The 12,121-nt window shown below is 39.0% G+C and carries 12 protein-coding genes and 1 riboswitch; of the genes, 9 read left to right on the forward strand and 3 right to left on the reverse strand.

Translation table 11 applies throughout. The features are described from left to right. Positions 1 to 32: 32 nt before the first annotated feature. Complete coding sequence (locus tag CSV63_RS06270; protein WP_099695062.1) at positions 33 to 1,196, reverse strand: MFS transporter; 1,164 nt, start codon at positions 1,194 to 1,196, stop codon at positions 33 to 35. A gap of 52 nt (positions 1,197 to 1,248) precedes the next feature. Continuing rightward, positions 1,249 to 1,348: riboswitch (purine riboswitch) on the reverse strand. 191 nt (positions 1,349 to 1,539) lie between these two features. On the opposite strand from CSV63_RS06270, the gene CSV63_RS06275 reads away from it, so the two are divergent. The 3 genes from CSV63_RS06275 (at position 1,540) to CSV63_RS06285 (ending at position 3,242) form a co-directional block, all read left to right on the forward strand. Further along, positions 1,540 to 1,761: a DUF2829 domain-containing protein gene (locus CSV63_RS06275; protein WP_099695063.1), complete on the forward strand. Its 222-nt coding sequence runs from the start codon at positions 1,540 to 1,542 to the stop codon at positions 1,759 to 1,761. 55 nt (positions 1,762 to 1,816) lie between these two features. Continuing rightward, the gene (locus CSV63_RS06280; protein WP_099695064.1) at positions 1,817 to 2,572 is read left to right on the forward strand and encodes a 3-oxoacyl-ACP reductase; all 756 of its coding nucleotides are present in this window, start codon (positions 1,817 to 1,819) and stop codon (positions 2,570 to 2,572) included. Positions 2,573 to 2,726: 154 nt separating this feature from the next. Beyond that, on the forward strand, positions 2,727 to 3,242 hold the full coding sequence (locus CSV63_RS06285) for a QueT transporter family protein (protein WP_099631474.1): 516 nt from the start codon (positions 2,727 to 2,729) through the stop codon (positions 3,240 to 3,242). Positions 3,243 to 3,321: 79 nt separating this feature from the next. On the opposite strand, the gene CSV63_RS06290 is transcribed toward CSV63_RS06285, so the two are convergent. Then, positions 3,322 to 3,558: a hypothetical protein gene (locus CSV63_RS06290; protein ID WP_369823801.1), complete on the reverse strand. Its 237-nt coding sequence runs from the start codon at positions 3,556 to 3,558 to the stop codon at positions 3,322 to 3,324. An 85-nt stretch (positions 3,559 to 3,643) separates the two neighbouring features. Between CSV63_RS06290 and CSV63_RS06295 the strand changes: the two genes are divergently transcribed. The 6 genes from CSV63_RS06295 (at position 3,644) to CSV63_RS06320 (ending at position 11,462) form a co-directional block, all read left to right on the forward strand. Continuing rightward, entirely contained in the window at positions 3,644 to 4,171 is a 528-nt protein-coding gene (locus tag CSV63_RS06295; RefSeq protein ID WP_099695065.1) for a D-glycero-alpha-D-manno-heptose-1,7-bisphosphate 7-phosphatase, read from the forward strand. Between the two features lie 424 nt (positions 4,172 to 4,595). Further along, complete coding sequence (locus tag CSV63_RS06300; protein WP_099695066.1) at positions 4,596 to 7,775, forward strand: hypothetical protein; 3,180 nt, start codon at positions 4,596 to 4,598, stop codon at positions 7,773 to 7,775. 240 nt (positions 7,776 to 8,015) lie between these two features. Then, positions 8,016 to 10,028, forward strand: a complete 2,013-nt coding sequence (locus CSV63_RS06305; protein WP_233191973.1) for an acyltransferase family protein — start codon at positions 8,016 to 8,018, stop codon at positions 10,026 to 10,028. Positions 10,029 to 10,113: 85 nt separating this feature from the next. Continuing rightward, a complete protein-coding gene (locus CSV63_RS06310) occupies positions 10,114 to 10,335 on the forward strand; it encodes a small, acid-soluble spore protein tlp (RefSeq protein WP_099695068.1) in 222 nt (73 codons plus the stop codon). A 162-nt stretch (positions 10,336 to 10,497) separates the two neighbouring features. Then, entirely contained in the window at positions 10,498 to 10,824 is a 327-nt protein-coding gene (locus tag CSV63_RS06315) for a monothiol bacilliredoxin BrxC family protein (RefSeq protein ID WP_099695069.1), read from the forward strand. A 257-nt stretch (positions 10,825 to 11,081) separates the two neighbouring features. Continuing rightward, the gene (locus CSV63_RS06320; protein WP_099695070.1) at positions 11,082 to 11,462 is read left to right on the forward strand and encodes a DUF3887 domain-containing protein; all 381 of its coding nucleotides are present in this window, start codon (positions 11,082 to 11,084) and stop codon (positions 11,460 to 11,462) included. Between the two features lie 127 nt (positions 11,463 to 11,589). Here the strand turns inward: CSV63_RS06320 and CSV63_RS06325 are convergent, their stop codons facing one another. Further along, positions 11,590 to 12,099 carry a cupin domain-containing protein gene (locus tag CSV63_RS06325; protein WP_233191974.1) on the reverse strand — a complete coding sequence of 170 codons (510 nt, stop codon included), beginning with the start codon at positions 12,097 to 12,099 and terminating at the stop codon, positions 11,590 to 11,592. Positions 12,100 to 12,121: the final 22 nt, after the last annotated feature.

Raw genomic sequence — 12,121 nt, forward strand, 5'->3', positions numbered from 1 at the left:
ACTCTGTAACGAGTTCACTCCATTCTACATGATTAACCGGTAGCCTGACGAGTCTTTCTAGTCATCGATAACGAGATAGCCGCACAAATGAATGCGATGATGACAAGTATACCGCCGACAGCGGGCATGTTCATCACAGTGCCCGTCTGGCTATACACGATGCCACCGACACCAGAACCAAGCGCGATTCCGACTTGCAACGCCGAGTTGTTGAAACTCTGGTGGACGTCGGATGTAACCGGATCACTTTGAATAATATAATCTTGTTGTGCTGGCGCCAATGCCCAGCTCAATCCGCCCCAAACCATCATGAAGATGATGAATAGTGGAATCGAGAATGTAGAGTAAGGCAGGACGAATAAACTAGTCGCGAATGCACCCAGAATGAGTAAAATACTTTTCTTGGAACCAAGACGGGTTGCCAGTTCACCGCCAAATGCTCCACCTGCCACTGCCGCTAGTCCAAATAAGAAGTAGAATACACTAATCCAATATGCACTCAATTGCATCGTGGTCTCTAGGAACGGTGTAAAATATGCATACACAGTATAATGACCTGCGAGCATGAACATCGTTGCCATATGAGCAAAGAAAATCTTTTTATTCGCCAATGCTTTAATTTGAACGGAAAGCGGCTGCACTTCGCCAGTAGGAATCTTCTCTAGAAACTTGGAAATCAATACAATTGAACCGACCGTCAAGAGTGAAATACCTAGGAATACAGTTCGCCATCCAAAAGCGTTTGTTATGACAATCCCAATCGGTACACCGAGTACAAGTGAAGAACTGATTCCCATATAAATATAGCCAAGTGACTTTGCCCGAATTCTAGGCTCGACCATACGCGCTGTAATGGTTAGCGACAGCACAATGACAAGTGCCGCACTTGCAGCTGTCAAAACACGGGCTGCCATCATTAAACCGAATGTTGGACTAAAATATGTCAGAATGTTTCCTAATAAAAATACAAAAAGCGTGAGTAAATACAATTTCTTGCGTTCTACTTTCGCGGTTAGCGATAATAATACAGGTCCCGCTACCGCGTATACGAGAGCGAATACCGTAATTAGTTGTCCGGCTGTTGCGATTGAAACATTTAAATCATCAGCAATGACGGGCAAAATTCCGCCGACCACCAATTCTACAAGTCCAACAGTAATAGCGGATACTGCCAATAATAAAACACGTAAATCCAAAACAATTCCTCCTACTAGTGCCTCTACACAGTTTTTTTGAATAGAAAAATCCCGATTACAAAAATGATTTTGTAATCAGGATTTAACGGTTCCTGGTAGAGACCCTCGAACCATATTATCGAGGTTATACATGTTAATTCCGTAATGAAATTTTCTATTGTTCAATTTATCATGGAATGTGAGATATGGCAAGTTAAACAGTTAGTAACTTAAAGTAGAAGGTACATTCATTCTGCTCAATAGGATGGTTGCAATGATCTCGAGTTGTAAAAATGATCATAATCAAGTATACTTTTCCCGATAAACTTGTCCGAATGATTATAGTGATAAAGGATGGATATACATGACATTTGAAGAAATATTGCCACGTTTGAAAGCTGGAGAGAAAGTAATCCGTAGCAACTGGGGTGGAGCGGAATTATACGTGAAACTAGTAGGAGAGAGTGTACTGGACGGCAAGAAGTTAAATCCCTATTTCGTGATTGATGTAACGGGTGAAGGATACACAATGTTCACACCAACTGTCTGTGACTTACTTGCAGAGGATTGGGTAATCGTAGAATAATACAATGAATCGAAGCTCATGAGCCATCATGGGCTTTTTTATTTAGGAGGATATTATGAAATTTGAAGAATATACAGGGAAGACCGTTCTAGTGACTGGTGGAGCTTCAGGTATTGGACAAGCACAAGCTATAGCATTTTTAGAGAATGGAGCGAATGTCTTTGCGTTTGATATAAATGAAGGAGATCTCCCGAAATTACAACAAGAGTATCCATCGCAGTTTGCCTATACGATAGGCAGTATTAGTGTAAAGGACGATGTAGCACACGCGGTGAAGGAAGCTTGTGAAGTATTTGGTGAAATAGACATTTTATTAAACACAGCAGGTGTACTGGACGGTTTTGCGAAAACTTTGGATACTGATGAAGCATTATGGGATAAAATCATGGATACGAATGTTAAAGGTACCTATTTTATGACGAATGAAATATTGCCACATATGCTCGCGCGCAAGTCAGGTATCATTGTCAATATGGCATCCATTGCAGGTCTTGTAGCCGGTGGTGGCGGGGCAGCCTATACGGCATCCAAACATGCCATTATCGGTTATACAAAGCAACTGGACATGGATTACTGCCGTGAGGGAATTCGTGCGAATGCGATTGCACCAGGCGCAATTCAGACGCCGATGAACCAAGCGGATTTCGCTGGAGACGGTGAAATGGCAAAGTGGGTAGCAGAGGAAACACCTGCAGGGCGCTGGGCACAGCCGAGTGAAGTCGCGAGCTTAACGTTATACTTAGCGAGTTCAGCGGCTGATTATATCCATGGGACGGTTGTTCCGATTGATGGAGGATGGACAGCAAAATAAAGCTTTTGTATTATAGGGAACTCTGTTATAATACCGAAGCAAGCAAATTCTGTTTGCACTACGACACTTTTGATCGAGCGATAGGCTCTTTCTTCCTTTGGTCGTAGTTATTACTGGAATAGCAACTAGGCTGTTTCATAAAGGAGAAAATAAAATGAGTATGTCTTATGTAAAAGATTCACCTAAGAGTAAGAGTACGGTGAATGAACTGACCAAAACAGCTCTTGTCGCAGCCTTGTATGTGGCGGTGACGTTCGTGTTTGCGGTTATCAGTTTTGGCGCAATCCAACTGCGTTTGTCAGAGATGTTCAATTATCTGGCTTTGTATAATAAACGATACGTGATCGGTGTCACGCTAGGTGTCATGTTCGCAAACTTCATGTCACCCACTTGGATTTTGGATGTGCCGATTGGCTCTATGGCTACGTTAATCGCATTATTAATATGTCGTGCGCTGACAAAGAAAATTAAAAATGATATCGTCAAAATGGTGATCACTGCTATTGTGTTTGCATTGTCTATGTGCGCAATTGCTGCTCAATTGACGATTTTGCTTGGTTTCCCATTCTGGGCTACTTGGCTGACAGCGGGTATCGGTGAATTATTATCGATGACAATTGGCGGAGTTATTATATATACATTGAATAAAAAAATCGATTTGTCCAAATAAACGAGAGCATATTCACATTGTGAATATGCTTTTTTTATATAATTATTCTGCTGCTTTCCTAGTTTGTTGTTGTGGATTCTTAATCAGAAGTGATCATGACTGTAACAAGTGCCGCAGTTTCGAGGGATCCTGAAATTTGTCGGAATGTATTATTCATTGCTGTGCCATGAGAAATTAAGTGATTTGGCAGCTGATTTAAATCTAGTGTAGTGGAAGGCATCATGATCATCGCAATGCCCAACATTCTTACAGCGTGCAATATAGCTAAAAAGGTGAGTGAAATTGCTCCGACGATTAACGAAATTAAAACGTTCACATGAAGCCAGTGACACTACGTTTAAAAGCATATAATGGGGACAATATAAAGGTAATATGATCATTTCTTAAGGGGGAAAGCCAACATGAAAAAAGCTGTATTTCTAGATCGGGACGGTGTGATCAATGAAGTGTTAACAAATCGAGTGAAATTTGTGAATGAACCTAGCCAATTATATTTTTTACCTGGAGTAGCAGAAGCGATTAAGCAATTGAATCAATGGTTTGATTATATATTCGTTGTAACGAATCAAGGCGGTGTCGGTCTTGGTTATATGAAAGAATCCACACTGAAAGCCATTCATGATCATATGATAGCAGAGCTCGCAAAGGAAGGTGCGATAGTTGACGAAGTCACTTATTGTCCGCATAAGCCGAAGTCTGGTTGTGATTGCCGAAAGCCGCACAGTAAACTGATAGAAAATCTTGCTAAGAAATATAATGTAAACTTATCCGCGTCATATATGATAGGCGATACAGATACTGACATTATTGCGGGAAAGAGAGCAGGTACTAAAACCGTCTTCCTAGGTACAACAGATCCACTAGCCGATGCAATATATCCAGATCTGCTTCATGCGGTTCCTTGGATCATAGACGATATGGAAAAGTGAAAAGTAAAGGGGGAATACTTCATCACTAGTAGATCCCGCTTCACATTTTTATTCAGTCAATTGGTAGATTGGCAAATCCCAGTGTAATCTACCCAATCACTTCAAGATCCACCTGATTTCGATTGTACTAGCTCCTGAAACCGATATGAAATGCCCCAATGATATAGACATTTGGGGCACTTCATTTTTTGCATCATCGCCTTCTTTACATATCACCATAGATAAATTTTGCGTAAGCGTTCAAGCATTTGTTATGATGACTCTATTGAAAAGTGCTAGTGATAAAGTATTATAATATGCTATAATTGTTGGAAATAATAAAAAAGTGGTGCTAATTACACTTGTTTTTCTACGAAGTGAATAATTGATTAGAACTATTTTTGAGACAATAGAATAAATATGTACTAGTGGAAGGGGGCTGCGTATGAAGAGGTTAGTAGTAGTTGTGATAATTTTGGTATTTTTACTCAGTGTACCTGTAGGATTATGGTTTTTGAAAGACAATCAACCGATGAAAGTAGCCATTATAGATAAATCAGCAGTGGAAAATTTACATACAAAACATCTTGGGGTTAGTTGGGTATTGAACTATGCAAAAGTAAAAGCTTCGCATAACAAATCTTTTGATCCAGCGCGTGACTATTATGGGGGATTCACAGTAGTACAAGGAAAGGGTATTTCTGAGTTAAATCCACTCCCACAAGATTATATGGAAAAAGATATCATTTACTTGGCAAATACAGACAGTATCGATGAAACTACAGTAGAAAAGAAAGATCCTGTGCTTGCAGCTTACGCGGATGATCATGGCGGACTAAAAGAAGTAGAGTGGCAACGAATATTGAAAAGACTTAATTCAAAAAAGCCTTCGTTGTTTATAGCGGAGTATAATTCGTTTTCTGCCCCCACTTCAGAAATAGTACGTACACGTGTTGAAGATCGAATGGGATTAAAGTTTTCTGGTTGGAAAGGTCGTTATATAGAAGAACTTGATCCGCAAAAAAATGCAGAATTGCAAAGCATTATTTCCGAACAATTAGCAGAGTGGACGTATAGTGGACCTGGTTTTCTGTTAATGAATGATACTACAGGGAAAGTTCTTGCATTGAAAAAAAATGAAGAATTTTCAAATGAAGGTATTCAGCTAACATTTACGGACATCGGTACGCAACGGTTAAACGTCACAGGTTCGCATCGTTTCCATTCTTGGTTCGATATTGTAACTGCGGAGCAAGGCGAATCATTAGCGGTGTATGATTGGAATCTTACCGAAAAAGGAAAAAAGGTGTTAGATGAAAATGGAATCCCTACTCAATTCGATGCAGTAATTCGTCACACATCCGGTGTTTCGGAGAGCATGTATTTTTCTGGCGATTTCAATAGTGTGAAAAATATCCCATCTATATATCAAGTAAAAGGAATAGCGAGAGTTTATGCAACGCTTCAAAGATCTCCTGAGAAAACATTCTTCTGGTCAGCTTATGTACCTATGATGCAAGGGGTCCTAGCTAAGTTCGGTCAGGTAGAGGCAAAGGATGTTAAAGAATCGAAGCATGACGGAGTACAGATGACATCACGAATGAATGGAAAGTATTTGGAGGTTCTATCAGAAGGAAAGTGGACTCCGATGAGTGTGAAGGGCGTAAATATTGGAATGGGAAAACCGGGAGCATTTCCTGGAGAAGCTGCCATCACAGAAGAAGAATATTACAGATGGTTCGAAGCCATTGGCGAAATGAACGCCAATACTATACGCGTCTACACACTTCATCCACCTGACTTTTATCACGCATTAAAAGCGTATAATGATGTACACGATACACCTATATATGTCATGCATGGTGTATGGATTAATGAAGAAAAATTGGAAGAGTCCTTGGATGCTTTTGAAAAAGAGAATTTGAAAGACTTCCAAAAAGAAATGGTTCAACTTGTCGATGTCATTCACGGAAATGCTACTGTACCACCTCGTCCCGGTCATGCATCTGGTGTGTACGATGCGGATATTTCTCAATGGGTCACAGCATGGATGATTGGAATCGAATGGTATCCATTCATGGTCGAGAACACGAATAAGTTACATTCTGATCTAGGAGAATATAATGGAAAGTATTTTGAAACAAAAGGTGCTGCAGCGTTCGAATATTGGCTGGCGGAGCAAATGGATATCCTAGTCTCGCATGAAGTGAGTAACTACCAGCAAATTCGACCGATGAGCTTCGTCAACTGGGTTACAACAGATATGTTAACACATCCGTCTGAGTCATCTAGTCAGGAAGATATGGTAGCCGTTAATCCAAATCTACTCTACACTAAAGGGGAAATGGATAAGGCGGGTCAATTTGCTTCCTATCATGTATATCCATATTATCCTGACTTTTTGAACTATGAAAGAAAGTATCGTGAGTATATCGATTTCCGAGGCCAGAAGAATAACTACGCTGGCTATTTAAAAGATTTACATGAAGCACATCGAATACCGATTCTGATTTCAGAATTTGGAATTCCTGCCTCGAGAGGAAAAGCACATGAAAATCCGTTTGGATGGAACCAAGGTTTTATATCGGAAGACCAACAAGGTAAAATATTGACGCATTTATATGAAGATATATTGCATGAGAATTTAATGGGTGCACTAGTATTTTCATGGCAAGATGAATGGTTTAAACGAACATGGAACACAGCAGAATATGATAATCCAGACCGTCGTCCTTTCTGGTCTAACACACAGACAAATGAACAAAAGTTCGGTCTGCTCAGCTTTGATCCGTTGAAAATAAAAGTTGCGGGATATGAAGAGGAATGGACAGGAGAACCGATGTATACGAACAAGCAAGGTACGCTTGAGAAAATGTATGTAGATCATGACGAAACTTTCTTGTACATTCGGATAGATTATGATGAATCCAAAATAGGTGCAACGGACGTCGTAAATATTCTCTTTGACACGATACCAGGACGTGGAAATACACGCGCTAGTAGAATAAAGGATATACAATTTAGCAATGGACTAGAGTTCATTGCGAAAATTAACGGCGTCAAATCACGAATGTTGATTGATCCTCATTATGATCTGTTCCACCATGACTACGGTAAAGATGTAGGGTATATTCCAAAAAAGGAAATGAAAGATCGAACGAATCAATTCATTCCTATGCAGTACGCATTAAATAAAGAATATTTTGTCGCAAATGAAAAACGGACGATTCCATTCAGTTCTTATGAAACCGGAAAACTTCGGGAAGGAAATGGCGATCCCGACTCGACTGATTATGACTCATTAGCAGATTACCATATGCGTGATGGCATGGTGGAGCTACGTATTCCGTGGATGTTGTTACAAGCAAAAGATCCAAGTACAAAAGAGTTTATCGAGAATTTGTTGGCGGATGGTACCAAAACAAGCATTCACATTGAGGAACTATTTATTGGAGCGGTATTAACATCAAAAGATGGCAAGGTACTAGAGTCATTTCCTGCGCTTCATGACATGAAGTTGGATTCAATGAAAAGTTATACATGGGATAATTGGCAAGTTCCGATGTATGAAGAACGATTGAAGAAATCTTATTATTATTTGCAAGATGCATTTAAAGCGAAGTGATAGAAAGATTTATATAAAGAAAGAACAGAATTCCATATGTGGATTTCTGTTCTTTCTCGTATTGTGGAAGTAAATTACCAGAAAGATATAGGTATTTTTTAATGAAGTATTTAACAATACATACATGACTACTTGTCAAAATTACATAATATGAATTAAAAATGAATGATCGTTTCTACACTTTTATGATATAGTATGGAATGCATTTAAAATTAAACAGCATATGTAATGGAGGAAGTTATGTCGGATCTAAAGTTACCTACTAAAAGATTTAGACCCGAAATAGAAGGGGTACGGACGGTCGCAACGTTATTGATCGCCATTTATCATATATGGTTTGGTAGGGTGTCTGGTGGAATCGACGTGTTTTTCGTTATTTCAGGCTATTTGATGACGTTATCCATTATCGCGCGAATCGAACGAACGGGATCAGTGAATTTTGTCGAATATACTCTGAGCTTAACGAGAAGGCTATTACCTCAAGCTACAGTAGTGTTAATATTCACAGGGATTTTTGCGGTGATTCTTCTGCCGAAATTTGAATGGGGAGAAATCATCAGGCATATGATGGCTTCCACGTTTTATTTTGAAAACTGGCGGCTAGCATTAGATTCTATCGATTATTTGGCGCAAGATAATTTACCTAGTCCATTTCAACATTTTTGGTCACTCAGTGTGCAAGGTCAATTTTATCTCATCTGGCCTATTTTGCTAGCATTTATTTATTATATTGCACGAAAGCTTTTGAAAACCCCTGTATATAAGACGTTACTCGGTTCGCTTATCGTAGTATGTATAAGTTCTCTTACTTTTTCCATCTATCAAACAGATGTCAACCAGCCTTTTGCATACTTCAATACGTTCACGAGGATATGGGAATTTAGTATGGGTGGGATTTTTGCTTTACTATCGCCCTATCTGTTTTTCAATAAAAGATGGAGTGTGATTTTAGGATGGCTAGGCCTTGCGGTTATTGGACTTACTGGATTTTTATTCCCGGTATCCACTGTATTTCCTGGCTATTTGGCTTTGATTCCTATTAGCGGAGTATTACTAATATTAGTCGCCTCTGAAAGTATAACGATATATGGTGTCAATCGATTTTTATCGACAAAGCCTCTGATCTATCTCGGTAGTCTTACATATGGTGTGTATTTATGGCATTGGCCGTTGCTGATTTTCTATCAATCTTATATGGAAACAGAAACCGTGCCTATAGAAGATGGGATATTACTACTGATGGCGACCTTTGTGTTGTCCATGATTTCTACTAAATTGTTAGAAAAACCTATTCAAAAAATAAGTGGAAATCAGAAGAAAGGGAAACTAATTTTTGTATTGTCTACTATGGTAGTACTTGCATGTAGTTCAATATTCTCTATTTCAGCTTACATTGAAAAGGCAACTGCTAATTCGGATATTGTTCAGGAACGAGATTACCCTGGTGCTCAATCAAAAGAGTATGAGATGAAAAGCTTATCTTATACAGACCTCATCCCAGCACCTTCAGAAATCAAAACAGATCTTCCGGTATTTTATAATGATTTGGAATGCCAGTCGGCTAATCTAACGGAAGTCAGAAAATGTTCTTATGGTGTATTGAAGGACTTTGACTTCACATTGGCACTCGTTGGTGGTTCACATTCAGGTCATTGGTTCCCGGCTTTAATAGAATTGGCGGAAGAAATGAATTTTAAAATCGATTTATATAGTCATGATGGTTGCCGATTTACTGACGAAGATCCTAAAGGACACTTAACGAAAGCTTGTATTCCTTGGAATCATAATTTAATGGATATGTTACTAGATGATCCACCTGACGTAGTTTTCACAACAGCGACAGTGAACAAGCGTCCAAAAGTACCTCGGGGATTTATTAATCAGTGGAAAAAGCTTGAAGGCATTACTACCATTTTTGCGATACGGGATAATCCACGTATGCAAGAAATTATTCCGGTCTGCCTTGAACAGTCAGAAGATCCATTGGACTGTTCAGTACCAAGAGATCAAGCAATAGCAAAGGAAACGCCGTGGAAAGTGACAGAAGGAATTCCATCGAATGTGTTTTTTGCAGACTTAACAGATTCATTTTGTGATGAGACAACTTGTTATCCTGTTATCGGGAATATCATTGTCTATCGTGATGATAACCATATTACTGCACAATATGCAAAAACGTTAGCACCCGCATTAAAAGTACCGTTGCAGCAAGCATTTGATAGCTTAGATAAAAATATACGCAATGATGAGTGATTGGTTTGACTTGAACGTTGTATAGTTCATTTAGATACGGGAAAGCTATCATATAGAAAGAAAACTTCAAAAAGGAGTGTATATGATGGCGAAAAACTATCCAAAACCGAATGATTCTGCCGATAACAAAGTACGACTGAAGAAGACAATTAGTAATATGGAGGCAGCAGAAGATGCAATGAAGTTTGCAGAGGGCAAGGAGTTCGAACAGATTAAGAAGAAAAATGAACGTAGGGCAGAAAGTATCGAGGATTTAAAAGAAGAAATTAGTGAAGAAGACAAGTCACGAATCAATGGTTATATTTAAAAATGTACTGTCAAAATACTGGCCCTCACTTATAAAAGTGGGGGCTTTTGCTGTTGAATGAGGGAGATAATTAAGCAAAAAAGAGGAATCAGTTCAGTACGCTGTATAGAATAGAAGGACTAGTATATTTCAAGATTTTTGTATACAAGGAGAGAATATAAAATGAAAAGAATAAAAAAGATCGACGAGTGGCGGGAATTGCTTGAAAAGTCAGACGAGCAACCATTTCTGTTGTTTAAATCGAGCATGACGTCTATTAGTAGTTTAGCAGCAAAAAAAGAATTGGATGGACTTCGAACGGAATTACCCATTTACATCGTCATTACACAGGTGAGTAAAAAGCTTTCAGCGGCTATTGAATCAGATATAGGTGTTCCTCGCGAAATCCCACAACTATTGATTTTAAAAGATCAGCGAGCTATCTGGCAAGCCACTCATTATCAAATTAAAGAACAGATTGTGCTGGATGCAATAAAAGAATATGTCTAAGATACGGAAGTATTTCGAATGTTTCTCTCCTAGGACATATGGAAAGGTGCATGGACATTTTTACATAGTCAAACTCGAGCAGCCGGGCTTTGTTAAAGCACTAGATCTTGTAAATCCGTTATGGGAAAAGGTTTGCGATGGCTGCCAATTAAACCGAAACACTCTTTCGCTAATCATTAATTCAAGTATATGCGTAGAAAAGATTGAATCACTTTATGGAGGCTTGTTTTTATCTATCAACGGAAGGAAGTTAGAGCATGAAAAAACTAGTTATACTAGCCTTGGCAACGGTTTTCCTACTCGCAGCATGTGGGAAAAATAAGGTCGACGAATCTGCTGCTACAGAGTATATTAAGAAATCGAAAGAGGCGATCACGCTATTCAACGAAGAGAAATTTGATGAAATGCGTACGATGTTTGACGCAACGATGAAAGATGCGTTATCTGTAGAGCAATTACAAGAAGTAGCCGATATTGTAAAGGAATCCGGTGAATTCGTCGGTTTTGAAAAAGAGTCTGTTACCAAAAAAGAGCAATACTTTGTTGCAACCATTGCCACGAAATACAAAGAGGACAATAGAGTATACACTATTACATTGGATGAACAGCAACGAGTCGCAGGATTTTTCGTAAAATAAGTTTGACAGTTGAAGCTCTAACGGAAGTGGGTCACTTCTAGTTAGAGTTTTTCTCTTTCATGGCACAGAGGATGAAGGGAGTATTATATGAATTCTAGGGAATGCTACTGACGCTATGTGTAAATGCTTAATCTGTTGGTGGGCCTATTAATTGCGTAGGGGAAATATCCTTCACAGCGGTTGCCCATTGTTGTTCATCTATCCCATAAGAGTAAGCAAAAACGTCAGTTGGCGTAGCAGTCAGAATATCAGAACCTAAGACGACCTCTGGAGTATTTGCGTTAAATATACCTTGCAGATGTGTATCATCGGTATGTGCAATTTGGTAATGCCACCAGCCTTGTGGAATATTAACGACTTGACCAGCTGTAATCGTATAATGTTGAAAAAGTTTCGTGTCAATATTCATAATAGAAATAGTAGCAGAGCCTGAAACGCAGTAGGTCAGCTCGGAAGCATTTGGATGATAATGGGGTTCTATGACGTGATCTCTACTAAGAAAGATATCCAACATCGACACATTATCCAACGTGTTTAATTGCTTGCTGCTCAAAATATTAATAAAGTTCTTTTCATTTTTCTTGAAGAAGGGACTAGTATTTAAATCTGCAGCGTAATGAGGATTATTTAAAATCACTTTTATCCGACCTTTCCTGTGT

Origin of the sequence: Sporosarcina sp. P34 (assembly GCF_002743375.1) — a bacterium.
Lineage (GTDB): Bacteria > Bacillota > Bacilli > Bacillales_A > Planococcaceae > Sporosarcina.

What these genes read in the sequence shown, in the direction of transcription:
- CSV63_RS06275 (WP_099695063.1), top strand. Translation starts at nt 1,540, where the DNA reads ATGACATTTGAAGAAATATTGCCACGTTTGAAAGCTGGAGAGAAAGTA.
- CSV63_RS06280 (WP_099695064.1), top strand. Translation starts at nt 1,817, where the DNA reads ATGAAATTTGAAGAATATACAGGGAAGACCGTTCTAGTGACTGGTGGA.
- CSV63_RS06285 (WP_099631474.1), top strand. Translation starts at nt 2,727, where the DNA reads ATGAGTATGTCTTATGTAAAAGATTCACCTAAGAGTAAGAGTACGGTG.
- CSV63_RS06295 (WP_099695065.1), top strand. Translation starts at nt 3,644, where the DNA reads ATGAAAAAAGCTGTATTTCTAGATCGGGACGGTGTGATCAATGAAGTG.
- CSV63_RS06300 (WP_099695066.1), top strand. Translation starts at nt 4,596, where the DNA reads ATGAAGAGGTTAGTAGTAGTTGTGATAATTTTGGTATTTTTACTCAGT.
- CSV63_RS06305 (WP_233191973.1), top strand. Translation starts at nt 8,016, where the DNA reads ATGTCGGATCTAAAGTTACCTACTAAAAGATTTAGACCCGAAATAGAA.
- CSV63_RS06310 (WP_099695068.1), top strand. Translation starts at nt 10,114, where the DNA reads ATGGCGAAAAACTATCCAAAACCGAATGATTCTGCCGATAACAAAGTA.
- CSV63_RS06315 (WP_099695069.1), top strand. Translation starts at nt 10,498, where the DNA reads ATGAAAAGAATAAAAAAGATCGACGAGTGGCGGGAATTGCTTGAAAAG.
- CSV63_RS06320 (WP_099695070.1), top strand. Translation starts at nt 11,082, where the DNA reads ATGAAAAAACTAGTTATACTAGCCTTGGCAACGGTTTTCCTACTCGCA.